The organism is Anabaena sp. UHCC 0451 (assembly GCF_034931405.1).
GTDB lineage: Bacteria > Cyanobacteriota > Cyanobacteriia > Cyanobacteriales > Nostocaceae > RDYJ01.
In genome coordinates this window covers 22203-44990 of record NZ_JAYGHA010000039.1, presented here as the reverse complement: position 1 = coordinate 44990, position 22788 = coordinate 22203, and the positions used below count along the sequence as shown (strand labels likewise).

The following is a 22788-nucleotide window of genomic DNA, read 5'->3' as shown; positions in this document are numbered from 1 at the left end:
TTTTCACAAGCCCAGGCACTCACTGTATGCAAGGCTTTCAGTTTCGATTCTCGGTCATATGACCCCCGATGAGTTTTACCATCTATAGCAACTACTTCTACACCCAATTTCTCCACTAATGATTGCACCCAATTCCGAAAACATTGCTCAAATTCTTTGGGGTTTATTCTCTCAAATACTCTTCTGAATGTATCTGGGCTGAGTATTCCTTCTGGTAGTTCTAAAAATGTCTCTAACCACTCTTTTTTACTTAGTCCATACTCTTCAATATCTTCCCAGCCTTCTGCGCCCGCTATGACTGCCAACAAGGAAATAGTGATAATATCCGTGAGTAAATGCCATCGAGTCCTTTCCACTCTAGGGTCTTTTATTCCTGTAAAGTGTTGCAGAAAGTTGCTGGTAATCTCTTTACTGTCTACACTGGGTGTAACAGATTTTCTGGTTTTGCACTTCTTCTTAAATCCTATTGACATTACTTAGATACAATGGCTAGATGGGTTATCTTTTAACCTACCTTGAGTTGTGTCACTTGAACATCCTCCCACATATCTAATAAATCCCCTTGTCAATAGGGTTTGAGATGCGCTAACCCTGGGGTGAAGCTGAGTCTCTAATCTTATTCAAAAATATCTTGACACCAGAATTATTACAAAAGCAAGCTGTAGAAAAATGGAATGGAAAATTACCATTAATCATGGGTAAAGACAGTTTGAAATTCTGGGATATTCAGCAGTTAATTACAGCTAGTGAAAATTAAAGATATCCGAATTTTCCAATAATTTGGCTATCTTATTCTTGATTTAAGAATGATTGAGAATTGATAGAGGTGTATCAATAACTTTAAACTGAATCAGCAACATAATCACTAATGTATAAACAGTTGAAGAAACTAAAGTATTGAATAACTCTCTTTTCAGGTTACGCTCTTTAGGTTCTTTTTGAAAAATATCCCCTGAGCCAAATTGCATCATGAGAATACCGATAATATTTGAGAGCCAGTAGCCAATAATTGTACAAGGAAAAAGTAATTTAGGTGACAAAAAACTGCATAAATATCCAAAAGAGTAGGCAATTGGTAGATTAAATAATAAATCATTCCACCAACATAGGGGAGAAAGAAAGTATCCCAAAACAATAAAAAATCCACCTCTTAACTTCTTCCACATATTCATGCTTGGTTTGGTTACAAGGGTTTGCTCTTTTTTCTCTAAAGTGGTGTCAAAGCTTTGACTTGTTTCAGGTAATTTATTCATAAATACAGTATTCCTATCGATTTAGTGTATCTTAACCACAAATGACAAAAAAGTCTATAGTCATGCTCAATTATTTAAGGTTTGTAGTGAGTGCTGAAGCACTCACCATATTTAAACATATTTAAACCAATTTAACTTTACTTGCTGCTTTTGTGGCTTTTTCCCTTGCTTCTTTCTCGTCAGCACCTTTTGCTAAAGCAACTCCCATGCGTCGATAAGGATGAGCAGTTGGTTTACCAAATAACTTAATATCTACATCTTTTTCTGCTAACGCATCTGCAACACCAGTAAAAGCAATTGAATCAGATTTTTCTGAAGCTAAAATTACTGCACTTGCAGAATATCCTAGTTGTTCAATATTGGGAATAGGTAAACCTAAAATTGCTCGCAGATGTAATTCAAATTCGTTTAAATTCTGGGAAATTAATGTTACCATACCTGTATCATGGGGACGGGGTGAAAGTTCAGAAAAGATGACTTCATCTTTAGTTATAAAAAATTCAACACCGAAAATTCCTGCACCTCCTAAAGCATTAGTTACCTTTTTAGCGATTTCTTGAGCAGCTAATATTTTATCATCAGAAATACCAGCAGGTTGCCAAGATTCTTGATAATCTCCTCTTTCTTGTCTGTGTCCAATGGGAGGACAGAAAATAGTTTCTGCATCCCATTGTTTAATAGTAAGTAAGGTAATTTCAATTTCAAAATTGATAAATTCTTCAACTATGACTTTTTGACTATCACCTCTAGAATTAGAAATTGCATAATTCCAAGCTGTTTCTACTTCTGTTCTATCATTAACTACAGATTGACCTTTTCCTGATGATGACATTACAGGTTTAACAACATTAGGAAATCCGATTTCTTCAGAAATAGCAATCAATTCTTCTAAGCTGACTGCATAACCATATTTAGCAGTTCTGATTCCTAATTGTTTATGTGCTAATTCCCTAATTCTATCACGGTTCATCGTGTAATTAGTTGCTGCTGCGGTGGGAATAACTGTGATTCCTCTTTGTTCAAATTCTTGTAATTTTTCGGTTCTAATGGCTTCGATTTCTGGGATAATAAAATCAGGTTTGTGTTTACTAACTACCGCTTCTAAATCATCTGCACTGAGCATAGAAATGACTTCTGAACAGTCAGCAACTTGCATTGCGGGAGCGTTTGCATAACGATCAACTGCAATTACATAATTACCTAAGCGTTGTGCAGCAATGACAAATTCTTTTCCTAGTTCTCCTGAACCGAGTAACATGAGTTTTTGGGGTAGTTGCAGTGATTTTTTCATGAGTTAAACTTGGTCGGTTTTGATATTTTGATCTTTTAAGATAATAAACTATTTAGATACACAATTTTTGAGAGGGGATTTGAATTTTTTAATTGTCAGAATCAGGATGTCCAGGATTTAAGGATTTACAGGATAGTAATTTTTAGATTGTTTGTGTAGTCAAAGATCCCCGACTTCTGAGATAATTTATCTGTGACATGAGAAGATTAACAAAAGAAGTCGGGGATCTGAGATAACCAGGTTTTTAGGATTTACAGGATGTTATTGATTGTTGATCGTGTTAATACTTATGCAGTATGTTATAATTACCGACATACTTAATCATGATCCTGATCTATGCTACAACCAGGAAAAGCATTAAAAAAACGTCCCCAATACATCATAGAAACAGAAATTGGTGTTGGAGGTTTTGGTGTTACTTATAAAGCTAAACATCAAGATTTGAATTTTCCCATTGTTATAAAAACTCCTAATAGTCGTTTGTGTAGAGATGCTAATTATCCTAAATTTGTGGAAGGTTTTCGCAAGGAAGGAAGAAGATTAGCCCATATTACCCAATTTCATCATCCCAATATTGTCAGAATTATAGATTTTTTTGAAGAGGATAATTTACCATGTTTGGTGATGGATTTTGTGAAGGGTGAAAATTTATATCATTTAGTGCAAGATAAGGGTATTTTATCAGAATCAACCGCTATTGATTATATTAAGCAAATTGCTGACGCTTTATCTATTTGTCATCACAATAGCATTATTCACCGGGACGCACATCCTGGAAATATGATATTAAGAGAAAATAGTAATACTGTAATTTTAATAGATTTTGGTTTAGCGGGAAATGTGAATAGTCAAAGTATTAACCAAGCTGCTAATTTAGCTTTTGCACCTTGGGAACAAATGTTAGAAACGGAAAAATCAGCAACTATAGATGTTTATACGTTAGCTGCTTCTTTGTTTTATTTGGTGACTGGAGATACCCCCATTGCATCTTTAGCGAGGAAGCTAAATAATCGGACTTTAATAGAACCGAAGGAATTAAATTCAAGAATTAGTGATAGGTTAAATCAAGCAATTGTTAAAGGTTTAGAATTAGAACCTATAAACCGTCCGCAAAGTATGAAGGAATGGGTGGGTTTATTGGCTGGTTTAAGTAGTGGGAATAATGGTAATGAGGTAGAATTAAAATCAGCAGTAGGAATGGATTATAGAAAACTGCGTGATTTACTCAAAGCTGGAAAATGGAAAAAAGCGGATGAGGAAACAGCAAGGGTAATGTTAGCGGTTGTGAAACGGGAAGAAGAAGGTTGGTTAGAAGTAGAACACATTGATAATTTTCCCTGTGCAGACCTCCGCACCATTGATCAGTTGTGGGTAAAATACAGTGATGGTATGTTTGGTTTTTCCGTTCAGAAAAGGATTTATCAAGGTTATGGTGGAACAAGAGAATATAACCGAGAAATCTGGGAGAAGTTCGGGGACAAGGTAGGATGGAGAAAAGGAGGCACCTGGTTGTACTACAGTGATATTACTTTTGATATAAAAGCACCAAAAGGCCACCTCCCGTTTATTGAGAGGGGGAAACTAGGGTGGAAGGGGTGGGGTTATGATATTTTGATTTGTAAGGTGGTTGGGTTGTCTTCTCTCGCGTCGAGACTTGTACATTGTAACATTTAAAGATTACAGAAAATTATTAAATCTGAATCAGGATAACCAGGATTAAAGGATGAACAGGATAGTAATTTTTAGATAGTTTATAATCATTTAAAGACAATCATCAAAAAACATCCTGAAAAATCCTCAACATCAAAAAAACAATCATTCAATCACATCCTGTAAATCCTAAAATCCTGGACATCCTAATTCAGACAACAAAATTTAATTAAGACTTGAGAATATACACAAATTGTGATATTATATTATTATCATAATTTATCAAATGGAGATAAATAAATGATTAATTCAGTTAGATTCAATGCAAAAGTTAAACAAGGTATTATTGAAATTCCTCAAGAATATCAAACTAATTTAGTTGACGGAAGTGAAATTAGAGTTGTAATTAGTTTCCAAAATCAACCTCAACGAGAATATAGCTTAATGGATGAATTAGCAAAAAATCCTATTAGCGTTAAAGGATTATCTAAACTAACAAGAGATGAAATTCATAAAAGAGAATAATCAATAATTCAATGAATAATCCAAAAGTTTTTATAGATTCTAATATTTGGTTGTATCGTTTTTTATCAGATCAAGATCCTAAACCACAGGAAGATGCTAGAAAACGAAAAATTGCTATTGAGTTAACAAACTTGTCAACAATTTTTGTTAGTACACAAGTGATTAACGAAGTTTGTTTTGTACTTAAAAGAAAAGCCTTATTTTCTGAATTACAAATTTATCAACTGATTGAAGAATTTGAAACAAGATGTATTGTTATAAATATAACAACTTCTATTATTAAAAAAGCATCTCAGTTGAGAAACGAATATAGTCTATCTTTTTGGGATGGTTTAATTGTTAGTAGTGCATTAGCAGCAAATGTCAACATTATCTATTCAGAAGATATGCAGGATGGTTTAATTGTTGATGAAAAACTTACTCTTATTAACCCTTTGAAATAAGTTTTTCTCTATTTGATGATTAAACCCATATATTAAGTATTGGATATGATTGATTGTATTTTAACTTCTTAAACTTACTTACCAATACAAAACCTACTAAAAATCCGATCTAAAACAGATTCCGTCACCTCCTCACCCGTTATTTCTCCCAACGCATAAATCGCACCTCGTAAATCAATAGTCCAAAAATCCAAAGGTAATTGATTTTTAATAGTTTCTTGCACCCGTGCTAAATCAATCTTCGCTTTTGTCAAAACTGCTGCTTGTCTTTGATTAATAGCTAAATCCATATTAGCAGCTTCCACATTTCCAACTTCCACACTTTCCAAAATTGCAGCTTCCAAATCATCAATACCCTGACTTTTAGCAGCAGCAGTTTTCACAACCTTCCTAATAACTTGATCATCTTCTATTCTCTGCGTCCTCTGCGTCTCTGCGGTGCGTTCCTTCCCTAAATCCTGATTTTCCAACAAATCAACCTTATTAATTACTAATATTAAAGGACGATGTTTTACTTGTTCATAAATTTCTTGATCTGCATCTGTCCAACCCACAGAACCATCAATAGTAAATAACACCAAATCAGCATTATTCGTAGCTTGACGCGATCGCTCTACCCCTATTTTCTCAACCTGATCTACAGTTTCCCTAATACCCGCAGTATCCAAAACCTGTACAGGTATTCCCCCCACAACCAACTGGGATTCTACCACATCACGGGTTGTACCAGGTAAGTCCGTAACGATAGCGCGATCGCTCTGACTCCAAGCATTTAATAAACTCGATTTTCCCACATTAGGACGACCAACAATAGCAACTTTTAAACCAGTTCGCAATAATTCACCTTTATCTTTTGTCGCTAATAATTTACTAATTTCTAAACTAATTTTATCAATTTCGTTAATAATTCTTTGTTGATCTAACGGTGGTAAATCTTCCTCAAAATCAATTCTAGCTTCAATTTCTGCTAAAATATCTAAACATTGAGAGCGTAAATTTCTAATCGGTTGGGCTAATTTTCCCCGTAAACCTGCTAAAGCTGTTTGTGCTGCTTGGGGAGACTTTGCACCAACTAAGTCTGCAATACTTTCAGCTTGGGTTAAATCCAATCTACCATTTAAAAATGCTCTTAATGTAAACTCTCCCGGTTGCGCTAACCTTGCACCATTTTCTAAACATAGTTGCAATACCTGTTGCACAGCCATAATTCCCCCGTGACAATGGAACTCTACCACATCTTCACGGGTAAAAGAACGGGGAGCTTGCATAATTAATAATAAAGCTTCATCAATAATTTGCTTGGTTTGGGGTTGACGGATAAAACCATAAAGGATGCGGTGACTTGACCAAACTTGTTTTCCCGGTGCTAAAAATAGAGTTTTTGCGATCGCCATTGCATGATCACCAGAAACCCGCACAATACCCACACTACCTTGTTGGGGGACAACAGCAGTAGCGATAGCAGCGATCGTTCCTGTATGAGCTAATAATTCTGACATGGGAGCTTAGGTAACAGGTGACAGGTGACAGGTGACAGTGATAACTGACCTATCAACTTAATAGTAATATTTATCTAAAGGGTAATAACGCCGTATTTGAGAGAGGAATTTACTGTGGAGCAGACAATTAATTGCGCTGAAGCTTGCGTTAATGGTTGCGTTTTAGGCGATAAATGTCCTAATATTGAGTTTAAAGCCGCAACATCAAAGTTTATTGAAGAAACTTCTTTAGATCAAATGCTAGAGATGGCTGAAGAAAGACTGCGGAAAAAAATGACAGAACCGCCAAAATGGGTGTTTCCTGAAGATTCTTAAATTACCTAATTCTGGAAACTTAGCAGCATACAATCACGAATTTCATCTTATTCATTATTATCTGTAGTGGCAGTATCTAATCACTATTGCCACGAATACTACTTTGTGGCATATATAATAAAAATGTGGCACAAAAATCATAAATATGTCTAAAGTAGCTATATATGTTTGTTGAAGTCCATTTAAGTTCTCAAGGTCGGTTAGTAATTCCTGCATCTTTAAGGAAATCACTTGGTTTTGAGCCTGGTGACATATTAATTGCACATCTTGAAGAAGGTCGGCTGATTCTCGAAAAACAGGAAACTATTAAGCGCAGACTCAAAGCCCGGTTTTCGCAATTACCAAAGGATATGAGTCTGGCTGATGAGTTGGTAGCTGAACGTCGTGAAGAAACGAACCGAGAGGAAACTGCATGAAAGCGGTTCTTGATGCTTCTGCTCTGCTGGCCTATTTGCAGGATGAACCTGGTGGTGAAGCAGTTGAAGCAGTATTAGCGGAGTCAGTTATTTCTAGTGTGAATTGGGCTGAAGTGGTACAGAAAGCGATCGCTGCTGGTGTACTTGTTGATGGAATGCGTGATGATCTTGACGCTTTGGGAATGAAAATAGAGCCATTTACGTCAGAGGATGGGTTGCTTACAGGACAACTTTGGCAAAAAACCCGTCAATATGGGCTATCTCTTGGGGACAGGGCTTGTCTGAGTGTGGGTTTAAGGCTTGGGATTCCAGTTTTGACTACTGATCGCGTTTGGGCTAACCTTGGTCTGGCTTTAGATGTGCGTGTTATTCGTTAGGCGGGTTTTATCCATTATCTGCGTGGTGCGTTAGTACAAAATTAGCGATCGCGCGGAGCGCAAAAGGCGATCATCTACTGCACTAACTTACTGGAATTATCTGTAAATTCAAAGATGAAATTATGATTGTAGAATAAGCTCAAAGTCTGGAAAAAGCTACACTATTAAAAATAAAAAAACGATGAAAGTTCACACTCAAGTAACATTATACGAGCAAGATTATTCTCTGTGGCTTAAAACTACGATAGAAAAATTGCGAGAGCATCAATTTCAAGCTATAGATATTGACAATTTAATTGAGGAACTTGAAACTTTGGGACGGAGTGAAAAGAAAGCTTTGCGAAGCTATCTAAGATTAATTGTCATGCACTTGCTCAAATGGCAATATCAACCTGAAAAGCGTTCTAAAAGCTGGCAGATTACTATTAGAAACAATCGTTTTGAAATTGAAGAAGTATTACAAGATAGTCCTAGCTTGAAACCTCAATTAGCGGAATTACTTACTCAATGTTATCCTCGTGCTGTGATGGAAGCCAGTGATGAAACAGGTTTACCCGTTTCTACATTTCCTTCATCTTGTCCTTTTACTATAGAACAAATCTTAGATCAAAATTTTCTGCCGTGATTGAGTGTAGCAAGGATGAAAGATGAAAAAAGTATCTCAAATAGTAATCCACAAAAAACTTCATCTATCAGAATTTAATCTATATATTTAATATTAAAGCTTTCTACAAATTCACGTTCTTTAGATTTTAAATACTCATCTCTTTGAGAAATAAAATCATCATAATCATCATAATCATTATATATTTTACCTCGCACATATACAACAACCATATTCAGTGTTATGAAGTGCTTTTCTAAAACATCAGGTTCAGAATTTTTAATAAAGTTATCTAATGTCTTTTTATCAGGTGCTTGATCAAATTCAGAGGATAATCTTAAAATGATATTACCAGGAGTTCTATCCTTTTTGGAAGAGATAAAAATTTCCTTTATTCCTTCCATATTTTGAGGTTTATCATCACCAAGAATTGATTTTAAATAAAATAATTGTAATGCTTTTGGTCTAACTCCTGTAAAATTTAATTTACTGGGATACTTAGCTGTAGTAAATTCTATATCATCATTTATCTGATAAATACCATTAGGATGTTTTCCTTGTGCAAATTCACAAAAAACTTGATAAGCATTTCTTTGTTGACTTAAAGAATATATTGTAAAATAATTAGAATAGGTAGTTATCCAAAACCAATTTTCTAACAATTGTAATTCTTGAGATGTAGGATTTAGATTTAGTCTGAAATACTCAGATATAAAAATTAATTGAGCAGGATATGGTAATAAACGTAAATTTATTACAAATAATCTTTTATATAGGAACTCAACTGCTTGCTTAATATAGTTGTAAGCATTATTTGTACATGACTCTAAATCAGCTTGATATCTTAATTCTTCTAGCTTTACATCAAAATAAATCTTACCATCTACATTATTAATATTATTAGCAATACAGTTTAAAATTATATCTCTTTTTAAGTCTTCAAAATTATAAATATTGAGACTATTTAAAAATTCAGTAATTGATTCACTCAGTAAAAATCCTGTTTCTTGATTATAGCTAAGTGCTGAGAGCATAAAGTCTTCAGAAATTTCTGTTCCTGTTGAATTTACTCTTGAGAAAATTTCCACAGCACTTTTTATATCACCTCCTTTTATCTCTACATAAGGTAATTTATACTTATGTAATATGTCATGTAAATTTCTAAGATTATCAATGTATTGCTCTTTTTCAATTTCTGTAATATTTTCTCTATCTAACTGACGAACAAAATCAAATAATTCACGATTGTCATAAACCTTGTATAAGGGTATTGAAAAAATATTCTCTTTTTTAGTCTTTTTACTAAAGTTATTCTCTTTAATATCAAAATAAATCAAAAAATCATTTACATCATCTTCATTCTTCTCAGGAAAATCTTTAGGATTAATTAAAGCGCCAAACAATGTTGATATCCTTTGAAAACCATCTAAAATATATTTAGTGTTATTATTATTGTTTTTTGTAATAATATAAGGTCCTATTTTATCTTTAGTTTCATATCCTTGAGTATTCCAAAATAATAAACTTCCTATAGGATAGCCTTTCAAAATACTATCAAATAACTCAAGCATTTGAGAAGTTTGCCAAACAAATTCTCTTTGAAATACAGGTATTTTATATTCCCCACTAGCTATATCTTTTAATAAGTCTTCAATAAATATGATATCTGGTTTTACACTTATTTTATTATTCATATTATTTTCACTATTTTGAGTAAAATTTGTTCAAGTTCGGAAATTTCCTCTATTGTTCCATCAGGTAATTCAATTCTCACTTTGTGATGTTCACATCTTTTTTCAAGTAGATGGTAAGAAAAATTACCAAGAAACATTTTTGGAAATTCCTCTTTGATATTTATTTGACCTATATCGTTATTGTCCTTATTATAGTCTATAAAATCTAGATCACTTTCACTTTTACTAAGTAAATCATTTTTCTGTGTTTGAGTAATTAATGGAGCTTTATCAAACAATATATCTAAAGGAATATAATTTTCTATTTTTCTCTTGTATAGAATATGCCATATAATTAAGTCGTTAGCATCATATTCATAATTGCTGGGTTGAATATTTTTAATTTCTTTTCTTTTAAAATATCCAATTTTGTCTATATGAGGTGTTTTGAAACCATTTCTAATTTCTTTATCACTATCAAAAATAGCCATTAATTTATATTGATAAATATTATGATAGCGATCAGCATTTATCCAACGTTCTGTAATTTTGATAACATCCCCAATACCACCAGCATGATCAGGTTCTATCATTTCCTGACTAATTGCTTTCTTTAATAATTGATAAATAGATTTTCTCTTTATTTTACTATTACTATATTTTTGGCAGATACCCAAAATAAATTTCCAATCATTAATTCCATTTTCTACGATAATTTTAGAACGCTCTGTCAGAATTTTATAAGCATCCTTGGGGTGTATTTCTTCAGAATTATTTCCAATAGGTAAATGAGTAAGATGATTTCTATACAATTTAGTAATATTTTGATGTATTTTCTTCTCAATATAATCTTTTAAATTTTGCCTTTTAGCGTCTGACAAATGAGATTGAGCAATTTTATTTTGATTAAAAATATATTTATTGTCATTATCAAAAAAAATACTTTCAATACTGCTAGGATCTATAAAATGATTATCTTGAAGAAGCTCAATAAGGATATCAGCTAGAATAGACTGCATATCATCGTCTTGAGTTTGAAAAATTGCAGGGTTAAAAGATATGATCATATTGGTATCCTGGTTATAGTTATTGTTCTTTTCTTCTCAGTGCTTTTTGCATTTCTAATATTTCTTTCATGCCTTCAGTAAAAACACCTTCTGGCCAATCAGTTAAAACCCCATCCTCCTCAACAGTTATTTCCCGTAGTTCTTTACCTTTCAATTCAGCATCTTCTATCCAGTAAATTATTAAATCATCTTTGGTGAAACCAAAATCATTTTCAACTATCAACTTACGCAAGCGCAAGATAATATTCTCAGAATGAGTTTCAATAATAAAAGTCTGATTATTTTCCTTTGCTGACTTTGCAAATAACTCAGCTAAATCACCATGTGCAGCAGGATGTAAATGTAATTCTGGTTGTTCTAAAACAATTATTGAATCAGGTCTATCAGTAACATTAGCACGAACAACTAAAGGTAATGCTTGGTTCATTCCTTGTCCCACATCCATAATATTTACTTCAGTATCATTTTTAGAAAGTAGAATTTGGATAAGAGGTCTTTTACTTGTATCATCTACTATCAATTCCCAACCGTCAAAATGTTCCTTATACCACTCTCCCACCTTCTGATACAAATTATCTTTTTTCTCTAATTTACTGACTCCAAGCATTATATAAGCATTTTCACCTGTAATACCTGTATCTCTAAATTTCGTTTTTCCAGGTAAAGAAAAGCATCTTGTAGGCAAAATTCTAAAAGGTCCAATATAATCTACATCAATTTTTGGTATTGTAAAGTTTGCAGATAAATTTTCATTTGTGTCTTCTTTTATAAATTCAGTGGGTGTAAAACCTTTAAATTTGCACTCATAAAATTTTTGATCAATCTCATTAATGTATCCCTTAGTAAAAGGGTTCATATTATTCATATCTTGTAAATCAAATTCCTGGTTATTATCTTTATATTTCCAATTAAAAATATCTAAACCATAACCATTTACTTTTTTTAGTAACCCAACTTCTATTTGTATATTATTCTCAAATATAATTTGAAAATTTAAACTAATTCCTCCAGGATTATTATCAGGGAATAAATTATCAAAATCTGCACCTAATTCCACTCCGTTATTTTTTAATAACAGAGGTTCATCTATATCTCCCTTGAGCGAAGTTTCCAGTAACGTAAACAGTTTAGCAATAGAACTTTTACCAGAACTATTTTTACCAATCAAAATAGTAATTGGTTTTAATTGCATTGTCTGTTTTTCATAAAATGCTTTGTAATTTTCAAAGGAAATAGATTTTACTTTCATAATTTTTATTAAACCCTTCAAATTAAACGAATTTAAACATGATAAGTAATCATCATTTATATGATAACCCTCTTTTTATGGAAACTGAATCTTTAATTAAGTGCGTGTAGAATTATCTTCTAAATATCCAAACCCAAAACCGCTAACTCCGGTGGATGCTCAACAGTAAACTGATAATAAACCTCCTGTTGTTCGTGCGCTGCAAGCACAATCTCCCATTCCAAAATACCCATTTCACTTAATTGAATTTGTGGATTAGAACGAGTTAAACGCACCTTAATTTGTTCATTTTTACTAACTGGTAATTGTTCAGTTAACTTCAAATTTGCTGCTTGATTTAACAAATTACTAACTACCACCCGATAAGCATAAGTAACTCTACGTTGACTGCTCATCAATTTCTTATCAACCTGACGTTCAATTAAATTACGTTCAATTTTTAAACCTTCATCTATACCCAAATTAATCTTAAATTCCTGTCCTGGGGCAATATTCGTTAATTGACTTGTACCAACAAAAATCGTATCACGAAAAATATTTGCTTTCCCTGGTAATAAAGTTGCACCATCAGGACTATTTTTTACAATAGCTTGCAAATAAGCAAAACTAACTAATCGTGGCATTCCCACATAATTGAAATTACAAGGATAATCAGCTTGAAAAATTGTAGTTTTATGAGGTGTTCCATCACTAGGAATATTGCCACTACTATTCAATTTAAATGTAACAACATTTCCTTGTTTAGATACTTCAGAAACAACTGTTTCCGCATCAATCAAATTGTCTTCATTCTCCTCTGTTGCTGATTTTGGCATACTAGCAGCAGCAGGTAAAAGCACTGCCATAGCAGGTGGAGGAGACATTGATCGCTGAACACTTAGAGTATCGTTAGTGCGAATACGTGGAGTATCAATATACCAAGGTTTTAATTTGGGTGGTAGCGAACCTAAACCTAGTTTCGCTGTAGAAAGAGTCAGCGGTACATCTATCCAATCTTCCCCTGTAGTTTGATTAACCTCTGCTAAATAGGTTAAATGCAGAAGATTATTTTTACTATCAACCCGCAAATCATAAATGGGTTTCCAACTAGCACGATTTACCACATAAGAAATTTCTAATTCAAATTCACCAGCCCCAGCAACTTCTACTTCGACAATTACATTTAAACTTTCTTTAGGATGAGGAGTTTGGATTTTTTGTAATGTAGCGCGAAGAGGTTGTAATTGTTTTTCTAATTCTTGCTGTTGGGTTTTACATTCTCCAGAGGCGATCGCATATTCGCTATACTGACTACCAATAAAGTTGAGAAAATCCAAAGTTTCACTCAAACTGAGGTTTTTCCGTGACAAACTTTGAGCAAAAGGTTCTTCCGTTTTGTCACTCAAACCATTAATAAAACTAGATTGTAATGCCAAAGCATCTATTTGGGCTTGGAGATGGCGCTTTTCTGCTTCTAATTGCTGAATTTGTCTCGTCAACTGTGCTACTCTATCCGCCACAGGTTCAGTAGTATAAATGCGATCGCTGCTGACTCCCAGTAACCGCACTCCCACCGTACCATTGCCATTTACCCGCACAGAATCAGTTTCCAGAGTTACAGGCAATGGTGTAATTAATAACTCTCGTTCATCTCCTGTTAAGGATATTACACCCCGTCTTGTAACTAAAGCTTTATCACCATAGACGGTGACAGCAACAATCTGGCTTTGTATTGTTTTGCGCCAAGATGATACTTCTTGATTCACCATTGCCAGTTTTCCACCATGTTTAAAAATTATCAGTTATCAGTTATCAATTTCAGCGATAGGGGCTAAATCTCCTACCGTGATCTGTGATAACTGTTTACTGGTTTAATAGTCCTGTTGGTTAATTGTCAATGGTTTGCAGTTACACCGTCAAGAAGGAAGGAAGTTTTCAGATGTCAACTTTATTCTGGAAGTCGCTCAACCGTAATACTTAGAGGTGAAAGATCCTGTTCAACAATTTTTCTTGCTGCTTCTAGCAGATACTCATAATAAGTACGAGCTACAATAGACAACTGTTTGCCAGATGGGTGAGCTATATACCAAGTGCGCTTAATCGGAAAATGCTGCACATCCAAAATGCTGAACTGATGAGCATCTGTGAGTAAGGTATGACGAGACAACACTGAGATTCCTAAGCCTCCAGCTATTGCTTGTTTAATCGCTTCATTACTTCCTAATTCTAGTTTTACCTTCACCTTGACTTGATGTTCGTCAAAAAGAGACTGTACAGCGCGACGAGTACCAGAACCAGGTTCGCGCATAATAAACGGTTCCTCAGACAAACGTTCTATAGGAATATTTTTTTCCTTTGCCAAAGGGTGATTAACTGGGGCAAAAACTACTAAAGGATTTTCTAAAAAAGGCTCTAAATTGACATCTACATGATCTGGAACCTGACTCATAATATACAAGTCGTCCAAATTACCAATCATCCGCTCCAAAATCCCTTCATGATTGGTAACTTGCAGGGAGATATCAATCCCAGGGTAAAGCTGGCAAAATGGACCCAATAAACGCGGGATAATATATTTTGCTGTAGTAATCACAGCCAGTCGTAACTGACCTTGCTTTAGCCCTTTCAAATCTGCCACTGTCATTTCAAATTGGGCTATGGTCTCAAAAATCTGCCGACAAGTGGCAAATAACTCTCGTCCCGCTTCTGTCAGAAATAGGCGTTTCCCCACCTGCTCAAATAATGGCAATCCTACCGATTTTGTCAGTTGCTTGATTTGCATCGACACAGTAGGTTGGGTGAGAAATAATTCTTCAGCAGCACGAGTAAAGCTACCGTGCCGTGCAGCAGCCTCGAACACCTTCAACTGGTGCAATGTCGCTTGGTTCAAGGTGACTCTCCTCTAATAGCAATTCGTAAACATATATTTAGTATCACTTAACACTAACAAATTATGTATTGGCACACATACTAAGTTATGAGTCTAAGTATAGATAAAAGTCTATCTTCGCTATCAGAAGTGCAGTATTGGACTTATGGAATTGAGAAGTTATGATCATCAAAACATCCTAAAAAGTAAGATATTTCCAAAAGATACCTGCTCCTACCCAAATGAATGTTGAATGTCGAAAATAATTGATTATTGATCATTCATCAATCCATAATTCTTCCTTCACTTTTACAGGCAATTGAGCCAAATCAGGCAACTCTACAGCTTCTGCATCGACAATTTTATCCCTGATATTTAAGGGTATGTTTAACGCTTCACGTTCTTCTATCCAACAACTAGCCACAGGCAAAGTTAACTCCATTTCATCCAAGGGACGAGGAATCACCATCACTGCGTTCAATTCTCCAATACGTTCTGCTTCAAACATTCCCGCTTCTACAGCTACGGCCACATTAGCTACAGAACCGCGAATTATCGCCGTACACAAACCCGCACCAATTTTTTCATAAGCTGCTAAATGAACATGAGCAGATTTCAGCATGGCATCACAAGCACCTACCATTGCCGGAAAACCCCGTGTTTCCACTAAGCCAATAGCTTGATTACTCAGTTGGCTGTAACTACCTTCCTCCATTAATTTACTGATACGGGTAGTAATTGGCAGCACAATATCAAGATTGGGATAAGGTCTGGGAATCACCAAGCTAGAAACCAATTGACCAAATTGTTCAGCAGTTTGAACACCAGCTGCTACTGCCAGACGTACATCAGCAATGCCACCCCGGACAATGGCTGTACAGTGACCACTGCCAATTTTTTCGTAACCCACTAGGTGAACTCCAGCAGATTTCAACATCATGTCAGCTGTTCCAACTATAGCCGGAAAACTGAGTGTCGATACTAAACCCAAGGCAGTATCCTTGAAGTTGTCTCGATGACGGCGACGTGATGGCTGGATAGTGCTAAGAGCGCGTTGATTAGATGTTTCCATCATAAATTCTCCAGGATAATCGCAAAGAAAGACAACTAACAATTAACACTTACTCTGAGAAATTGTCAGAGTTTTCGTCGCTCAAGGATTGCCGATGGGGAAACAATGTGGTTAACAGTCTGTTAATGCTTCCTTGTCCATATATCTGAGACCCGAAAGTATTAGGGGCTTCAGAGTTCGCTGGACTGGTTTCGGATTCTTGAGAGTTAGTTTCTGGAGAACCTGGGAGATTTGTTTCTGTTGCTGTGGAGTCAGTAACCTGCTGTGTTGGCAGGGTTTCTGCCACTGGAGGAGACTGGCTTTTGGGGATAGGAGAAGGAGAAGATACGGAAGTAGATTTTTGTTGGAAATCTACAAATGCAGCAGCAGAAAATTTAGTATAATTACTTACCTTTTCCTCTGGTTGTGTTTCTGGGGGATTTGCAGAAGTGGTATTTGCGGAAGTTGTTACTTCCGGTTGATTTTCATCAATTTGCCGACTACTGTCTCCCAAAATCGAACCTGGTGCTACAACTTGCTGAGGTGCAACAGAACAGTTAAATACTGTCGTAGCTGCACCAATACAAGCACTAGCTCCAATTTTGCCTTGACCAATCATCAAAAAGCCGGCTCCCAGGTTTGCTCCAGCTTCTATTTCTAGGATACCTTCATTAACCTGGAGAATTGACCCCATGCCAACACAGACTCCAGGTCCAATAATTATTTTACTGTTGGTAGCTGCTTGGAGTATCACCCCTGGTGCTATCACCGCGCTAGGATGAATATTCACCTCACCACTAATATAAGAATCAAATCTGTCGCTGAGGCGAAGCAACGGCACAGACATGGAATTTATTACCTCGGAAGCCGGAAGAATGAGTATTGAAAGTTAAGTTTATATGGGGACTGGGGACTGGGGACTGGGGATTGGGGATTGGGGATTGGGGATTGGGGACTGGGAACTGGGAACTGGGGAAAAATTTGCTCCTCTGCTCCTCTGCTCCTCTGCTCCCTTTCCTTTCCTTTCCTTTTCACTGTCACCTGTCACCTGTCACCTGTCACCTGTCACCTGTCACCTGTCACCTGTCACCTAAATTATGGACGTTGGATAATTGCTTCCAACACGCGGCGTTTCGCTGCGGGGTCGATTCCAATTAAACGCACGTATTCACCTGCATATTCAGAAATGATAGCTTCTAAGGCGGCGATCGCTTCTCTTTCTGATGTAGCCTGAATTTGACCACAGCTGGCCCAAGTCCCTGTACGGAAACGACGTTGGTCTACGTGTTCAACGCTAATCTTAAACCCACCTGTTAACAACTGTCTCAGTTGGTCCACTACTTCTGCACTCAAACGGGTACTGGTTGCTGTTGCTGTTCCACCACTGTATGAAGCTACTGCTGTTTTTGCACTACCAGAAGATACTGCTACTTGACCGTTAGGACGTTGAATAATGGTTTCTAATATGCGACGTTTGGCTTTGCTATCAATACCAATTAACCGTACATATTCGCCTTGATGATTGACCATACATTCTTCCAAAGCAGTAACTACTGCATTTGCAGAAGTGGTTTCAATGGGTTCGCAACTTTCCCATGTACCTGTACGGAAACGACGCTCATTTACGTGTTCTGTACCAATTTTGTAACCATTCGCCAAAAGTTGGCGAATTTGGTTGATAGTTTCGTCGCTCAGGCTACCACTGGCAACTGCACCGTTACCGTTACTGTTACCGTTACCGTTGTAGCTTCTGTAAGATCCAGCAGCAGGAGCTTTAAAACCGGATGTACTGGCGACTACGCCATCGGGACGTTGAATGATGGTTTCTAATACCCGTTTTCTACCATTGTCAATGCCAAACAAACGCACGTACTCGCCACTGTGGTCTGTTAGACAAGATTCTAGTGCGGAGATTGCTTCCCCTAAAGACCTGGGTTCAATTGGCTGGCAACTTTGCCAAGAACCTGTACGGAAACGTCTTTGATCAACGTGTTCAGTACCAATTTTATACCCTTGATTCAGTAAATAACGCACGTGTTCTACTGTTTCTGCACCCAATTTGCTCGCCACTTCACTACTCCTTTCTAATTCGTCAACAACAATACTTGTATAAGATTTAGCCCCGGAAAGATTAATCTCATCCCGAATCGGGGCAATACACTTAAGATCTTCCGCACAGCGATAACCAGTCCGCAAAGCCTGATTAATCCCCACAACGTGGTGAGCAAATTGCTGATCCTGAGCTTGTACATCTGGCAATCGATCAGCTTGCTGCTGTGTAGTAATTATCGAGCCAGAAGCTACGTATTTACCTGGTGGAATTTCTACATCTTGTATTAATGCGTGCATCATGACGATGCACCCTGCTCCTACTCTGGCATTAAAGACGGTGGAGCGAAAACCAATAAAGCAACTTTCCCCAACATAAGCTGGCCCATGAATCAGCGCCATGTGGGTAATAGAAGCACTTTTACCAATCCATACCGAGTATTCTTTGCCATCATCACCAATTACTCGGCCTTGCTCCAACCCATGAATGACTACACCATCTTGAATATTAGTATTTTCACCAATAGAAAAAGGTGTTCCTTCATCTGCTCTAATCGAAGTTCCTGGAGCAATTATCACATTCTGACCCAGGTGTACATCCCCAATGAGATTACAAGAAGAATGTACATAAGCGGTTTGATGGATATCGGGTTCAGCTAAACTCCTTGACCACGGGGTTGGGGGGGCCGCCGTGTTGCGGACTGCCATCGCGAGATTCCTCCTGAAATAAGCTTTTTGTCAGTTGTCAGTTGCCAGTTGTCAGTGTTATCAAAAACTAATGACTAATGACTAATGACTAATGACTATCTATATTGGTCTTTTTTGCTGTAAATGAGGCGATCTTCTACGTAAATAGTATCAATAATCGCCACCACGGCGGCATCTACTGGGCGTTTTTCATTGCCAGGAACTTGACGAGCTGCACTACCACAGCTAACAAGTACCCACTCATCTATGCCTGCTCCTACGCTATTATCAGATGCTACCTCATATTTAGGTAGGAGATTGCCGTTTTCATCTACTAATTGCAACATCAGCAGTTTTACACCCCTCAGACTAGGATCTTGTATGGTGCTAACTACTGTGCCACGAACTTTGGCAATTTGCATTCTAAGATTATGGTCTTCTACCGAAAGGACGAATTGCGTTTGTACTTTCCCGGAATTGTTCTACATCTTCTGTATAACGAATGGGGAGAACGTATTCCAAGTTTTCGTGAGGACGAGCAATGATGTGAGTAGACAGCACTTGTCCACCATTAACTCGCTTCACATTGTCAACTCCAGCCGCTACTGAAGCTTGTACTTCGGAAACGTCGCCGCGAACAATGACAGTCACACGACCACTACCAATTTTTTCATAGCCTACTAAGGTAACGCGAGCAGCTTTTACCATCGCATCCGCAGCTTCTACTACTGCTGGAAAGCCCAGTGTCTCAACCATTCCTACTGCAATTGACATTATTTTAAGTCCTTAAATCAATTTTTACGACAGGCAAATATTTCTACTCAAGCAAGCAACCCCGTTAATCACTTTGTTTAAAAGCTTTTAAGTGCGGAACTGTTCTACCGCTTCTGTATACCGAATCGGTAACACATATTCTAGGTTTTCGTGGGGACGAGCAATGATGTGAGTTGATAATACTTCACCACCATTTACTCTTTTAGCTGCTTCTACTCCGGCGGCTACTGAAGCTTGGACTTCAGATACATCACCCCGGACAATCACGGTAACACGCGCACTACCGATTTTTTCATATCCTACTAAAGTTACACGGGCTGCTTTCACCATCGCATCAGCAGCTTCTACTACTGCCGGAAAGCCTTTAGTCTCAATCATTCCAACTGCAATTGGCATCGCAGAACTCCTAAAAATTTAATCAATCTGTACTATGGGTGGAAATTTTTGACGGGGATGCTGATCTTGAGCGAAGAAAATACTTCTAAAATTAAGGATATGAAACCTTGGCATCCCTGGCAACATAAATTACTATAATAGTTTGTAATAAAAAAGTTTTAGAAAACTTAACAAAACTTAATACACTCCTAAATTTGATCAAAGTTCACGGTTTCCTAGAGTAGCCACTTATGCTTTATAATTTCTTTAATTAGATTTAGAAAATCTCATTCATAACCAGGGCTAACTATATCTGGTCAGGATTGACCACAGGCTGTATATTCTACCGTCTCAGTCTTTCCTCAATTTTTGGTATTTGCTTATGGATTCAATGAAAAATATATAAGTTTCTTAAATACAACTGATAAAATTCTTTGTTCATAGTAGAAATACAAATTGACAAGCAGAGAATTTGTAAATATTAGTAAATGCTTTTAACTATGTAAAGTTATATTTAACTGCCATTTAATAGCGAATGTTAAAGTAAAAGACGTGGTCAAGTTTATTTGAAAAATATTTAAGAAAGTTTTGATTTTTTTTCAAAGTTAACTTTTTTAAAAGCGCAGGATTTTTTCAAACTGTTTAAGAAACTAAAGTTTAAGTCGTCAAGGAAAATTTAAATGAATGAGTTTCTATTTTTTACAAGTTGGTTCGTACCTTTTTATAGTTTACTCGGTGCAATTTTAACATTGCCGTGGGGTATAGGATTAATTCAAAGTACGGGACCTAGACCTGCGGCCTACTTGAATTTATTGGCGACCTTATTGGCTTTTATCCATAGCTTATTCGTATTTCAAGATATCTGGAATCGAGATCCAGAAATCTTAGTAATTACTTGGTTTCAAGCAGCAGATTTTAAGTTAACCTTTGCTTTAGAACTATCACCCGTGAGTATTGGGGCAATAGTTTTGATCACAGGATTAAGTCTATTAGCCCAAATTTATGCCTTGGGTTACATGGAAAAAGACTGGTCTTTAGCCAGGTTTTTTGGGTTACTGGGATTTTTTGAAGCCGCCCTGACTGGTTTAGCGATCAGTGATTCTTTGTTTTTAAGTTATGCTTTATTGGAAGTCCTAACTCTTTCCACTTACTTGCTAGTTGGTTTTTGGTATGCTCAACCACTGGTAGTCACGGCAGCGCGAGATGCGTTTTTAACCAAGCGGGTGGGAGATTTATTATTGTTGATGGGTGTAGTTGCCCTTTCTACCCAAGCTGGTAGTTTGAACTTTTCCGACTTGTATGAGTGGGTGCAAAGTGCCAATTTAAGCCCATTAACATCTACATTACTAGGTATAGCTTTGATTGCTGGTCCTGCTGGTAAGTGCGCTCAGTTTCCCCTACATTTGTGGTTAGATGAGGCGATGGAAGGACCAAACCCCGCTTCAGTAATGCGAAACTCCTTGGTAGTGGGTGGTGGGGCTTATGTATTGTACAAAATTCAACCAATATTAGCCCTATCCCCAGTGGCGCTGAATGCTTTGGTAGTTATGGGTACAGTAACTGCGGTGGGAGCAACATTAGTATCACTAGCTCAGATTGATATTAAACGAGCTTTATCTCATTCCACCAGTGCCTATATGGGATTAGTGTTTTTGGCAGTGGGTTTAGAACAAGGTGGTGTGGCCTTGATGTTGCTGTTAACTCATGCGATCGCCAAAGCTTTATTATTTATGAGTTCTGGTTCTATCATATATACTACCCAAAGTCAAGACTTGACAGAAATGGGTGGTTTGTGGTCACGGATGCCAGCTACAACTACAGCCTTTGTGGTTGGTTCAGCAGGGATGGTGACACTACTACCACTAGGCAGCTTTTGGGCAATGTTGGCTTGGGCTGATGGCTTAGTGAAAGTTAGCCCTTGGGTAATTGCAGTTTTAGTATTAGTTAATGGCTTGACAGCCTTGAATTTAACCAGGGTTTTTCGATTGATTTTCTGGGGAGAACCACAACAGAAAACGCGCCGCGCCCCAGAAGTTGGTTGGCAAATGGCTTTCCCAATGGTGACTTTAACTATATTGACCCTATTATTACCGCTGATGCTTCAGCAATGGTACTTACTACCAGACTGGGAAAGTATTGATTGGTACATAACCCTGTCTTTGTTAGCTTCTACCATATTAGGGGTGAGTATTGGCTCAACAATTTACCTGCACAAAGGTTGGTCAAGATCCACAATTCTAGGTTGGAGATTTGTTCAAGATTTGCTGGGTTATGATTTTTACATTGACAGAGTTTATCGCCTCACCATAGTTAGTGCTGTAGCATTATTATCGAAGATATCCGCTTGGTGCGATCGCTATTTAGTCGATGGTTTAGTTAACTTAGTCGGCTTTGCAGCTATTTTCGGCGGACAAAGTTTAAAATACAGTATTTCCGGTCAATCCCAAGCCTATATGTTAACCATTCTCGTAGTGATCAGCGTCCTTGGTTTCTTCATTAGCTGGTCATTAGGTTTACTGGATAAATTGCCTTTTTAAGAACAGGTGACAGGTGACAGGTGACAGGTGACAGGTGACAGGGGCAAGGGAAGCAGGGGAAGATTAATTACCCAATGACCAATGACCAATGACCAATGACCAATG

Annotated in this window: 24 protein-coding genes; 9 read left to right on the top strand and 15 right to left on the bottom strand. The window is 36.7% G+C overall.

The genetic code is table 11. The annotated features are described in order from the left end of the window. On the bottom strand, positions 1-473 hold a 473-nt coding region (locus VB694_RS22305; RefSeq protein WP_323362527.1), incomplete at its 3' end, for an ISAs1 family transposase. A 158-nt stretch (positions 474-631) separates the two neighbouring features. Between VB694_RS22305 and VB694_RS22300 the strand changes: the two genes are divergently transcribed. Then, positions 632-757 carry a hypothetical protein gene (locus tag VB694_RS22300; RefSeq protein WP_323362526.1) on the top strand — a complete coding sequence of 42 codons (126 nt, stop codon included), beginning with the start codon at positions 632-634 and terminating at the stop codon, positions 755-757. 43 nt (positions 758-800) lie between these two features. Here VB694_RS22300 and VB694_RS22295 read toward each other — a convergent pair whose 3' ends face one another. Next, complete coding sequence (locus tag VB694_RS22295; protein WP_323362530.1) at positions 801-1172, bottom strand: hypothetical protein; 372 nt, start codon at positions 1170-1172, stop codon at positions 801-803. Positions 1173-1374: 202 nt separating this feature from the next. Beyond that, entirely contained in the window at positions 1375-2544 is a 1170-nt protein-coding gene (gene purT, locus VB694_RS22290; protein ID WP_323362525.1) for a formate-dependent phosphoribosylglycinamide formyltransferase, read from the bottom strand. Positions 2545-2880: 336 nt separating this feature from the next. On the opposite strand from purT, the gene VB694_RS22285 reads away from it, so the two are divergent. The 3 genes from VB694_RS22285 (at position 2881) to VB694_RS22275 (ending at position 5162) form a co-directional block, all read left to right on the top strand. Continuing rightward, positions 2881-4218: a serine/threonine-protein kinase gene (locus VB694_RS22285; protein WP_323362524.1), complete on the top strand. Its 1338-nt coding sequence runs from the start codon at positions 2881-2883 to the stop codon at positions 4216-4218. 276 nt (positions 4219-4494) lie between these two features. After that, positions 4495-4719, top strand: coding sequence for a hypothetical protein (locus VB694_RS22280; RefSeq protein ID WP_323362523.1), 225 nt, complete (start codon positions 4495-4497; stop codon positions 4717-4719). Positions 4720-4730: 11 nt separating this feature from the next. Next, positions 4731-5162 carry a PIN domain-containing protein gene (locus VB694_RS22275; protein ID WP_323362522.1) on the top strand — a complete coding sequence of 144 codons (432 nt, stop codon included), beginning with the start codon at positions 4731-4733 and terminating at the stop codon, positions 5160-5162. 74 nt (positions 5163-5236) lie between these two features. Here VB694_RS22275 and mnmE read toward each other — a convergent pair whose 3' ends face one another. Continuing rightward, positions 5237-6661, bottom strand: a complete 1425-nt coding sequence (mnmE, locus tag VB694_RS22270) for a tRNA uridine-5-carboxymethylaminomethyl(34) synthesis GTPase MnmE (protein WP_323362521.1) — start codon at positions 6659-6661, stop codon at positions 5237-5239. Between the two features lie 114 nt (positions 6662-6775). On the opposite strand from mnmE, the gene VB694_RS22265 reads away from it, so the two are divergent. The 4 genes from VB694_RS22265 to VB694_RS22250 all read left to right on the top strand — a co-directional run bounded on the left by VB694_RS22265 (position 6776) and on the right by VB694_RS22250 (position 8394). Beyond that, entirely contained in the window at positions 6776-6976 is a 201-nt protein-coding gene (locus tag VB694_RS22265) for a hypothetical protein (protein WP_323362520.1), read from the top strand. 164 nt (positions 6977-7140) lie between these two features. After that, positions 7141-7392, top strand: a complete 252-nt coding sequence (locus tag VB694_RS22260; protein ID WP_323362519.1) for an AbrB/MazE/SpoVT family DNA-binding domain-containing protein — start codon at positions 7141-7143, stop codon at positions 7390-7392. Next, entirely contained in the window at positions 7389-7769 is a 381-nt protein-coding gene (locus VB694_RS22255) for a type II toxin-antitoxin system VapC family toxin (protein WP_323362518.1), read from the top strand. The genes VB694_RS22260 and VB694_RS22255 overlap by 4 nt, the downstream gene beginning before the upstream one ends. 181 nt (positions 7770-7950) lie before the next feature. After that, positions 7951-8394, top strand: a complete 444-nt coding sequence (locus tag VB694_RS22250) for a DUF29 domain-containing protein (RefSeq protein WP_323362517.1) — start codon at positions 7951-7953, stop codon at positions 8392-8394. Between the two features lie 74 nt (positions 8395-8468). Here VB694_RS22250 and VB694_RS22245 read toward each other — a convergent pair whose 3' ends face one another. The 11 genes from VB694_RS22245 to VB694_RS22195 all read right to left on the bottom strand — a co-directional run bounded on the left by VB694_RS22245 (position 8469) and on the right by VB694_RS22195 (position 20167). Then, positions 8469-10067: a DUF262 domain-containing protein gene (locus VB694_RS22245; RefSeq protein ID WP_323362516.1), complete on the bottom strand. Its 1599-nt coding sequence runs from the start codon at positions 10065-10067 to the stop codon at positions 8469-8471. Further along, entirely contained in the window at positions 10064-11113 is a 1050-nt protein-coding gene (locus VB694_RS22240) for a hypothetical protein (RefSeq protein ID WP_323362515.1), read from the bottom strand. Before VB694_RS22240 ends, VB694_RS22245 begins: the two co-directional genes overlap by 4 nt. Before the next feature lie 19 nt (positions 11114-11132). Next, positions 11133-12362: an AAA family ATPase gene (locus VB694_RS22235; RefSeq protein WP_323362514.1), complete on the bottom strand. Its 1230-nt coding sequence runs from the start codon at positions 12360-12362 to the stop codon at positions 11133-11135. 119 nt (positions 12363-12481) lie between these two features. Continuing rightward, complete coding sequence (locus tag VB694_RS22230) at positions 12482-14110, bottom strand: mucoidy inhibitor MuiA family protein (protein ID WP_323362513.1); 1629 nt, start codon at positions 14108-14110, stop codon at positions 12482-12484. Positions 14111-14289: 179 nt separating this feature from the next. Then, positions 14290-15231: a LysR family transcriptional regulator gene (locus VB694_RS22225; RefSeq protein ID WP_323362512.1), complete on the bottom strand. Its 942-nt coding sequence runs from the start codon at positions 15229-15231 to the stop codon at positions 14290-14292. Between the two features lie 256 nt (positions 15232-15487). Beyond that, complete coding sequence (locus VB694_RS22220; protein ID WP_323362529.1) at positions 15488-16282, bottom strand: BMC domain-containing protein; 795 nt, start codon at positions 16280-16282, stop codon at positions 15488-15490. 49 nt (positions 16283-16331) lie between these two features. Further along, positions 16332-17108, bottom strand: a complete 777-nt coding sequence (locus VB694_RS22215; RefSeq protein ID WP_323362511.1) for a transferase — start codon at positions 17106-17108, stop codon at positions 16332-16334. A gap of 248 nt (positions 17109-17356) precedes the next feature. Then, positions 17357-19018 carry a ribulose bisphosphate carboxylase small subunit gene (locus VB694_RS22210; protein WP_323362510.1) on the bottom strand — a complete coding sequence of 554 codons (1662 nt, stop codon included), beginning with the start codon at positions 19016-19018 and terminating at the stop codon, positions 17357-17359. 95 nt (positions 19019-19113) lie between these two features. Further along, entirely contained in the window at positions 19114-19419 is a 306-nt protein-coding gene (locus VB694_RS22205) for a EutN/CcmL family microcompartment protein (protein ID WP_323362509.1), read from the bottom strand. A 7-nt stretch (positions 19420-19426) separates the two neighbouring features. Continuing rightward, positions 19427-19771 carry a BMC domain-containing protein gene (locus VB694_RS22200; RefSeq protein ID WP_323362508.1) on the bottom strand — a complete coding sequence of 115 codons (345 nt, stop codon included), beginning with the start codon at positions 19769-19771 and terminating at the stop codon, positions 19427-19429. Between the two features lie 87 nt (positions 19772-19858). Next, complete coding sequence (locus tag VB694_RS22195) at positions 19859-20167, bottom strand: carbon dioxide-concentrating mechanism protein CcmK (RefSeq protein WP_190891121.1); 309 nt, start codon at positions 20165-20167, stop codon at positions 19859-19861. A 659-nt stretch (positions 20168-20826) separates the two neighbouring features. Here VB694_RS22195 and VB694_RS22190 point away from each other — a divergent pair. After that, positions 20827-22683: an NAD(P)H-quinone oxidoreductase subunit F gene (locus VB694_RS22190; RefSeq protein ID WP_323362507.1), complete on the top strand. Its 1857-nt coding sequence runs from the start codon at positions 20827-20829 to the stop codon at positions 22681-22683. The last annotated feature ends 105 nt before the right edge of the window (positions 22684-22788 follow it).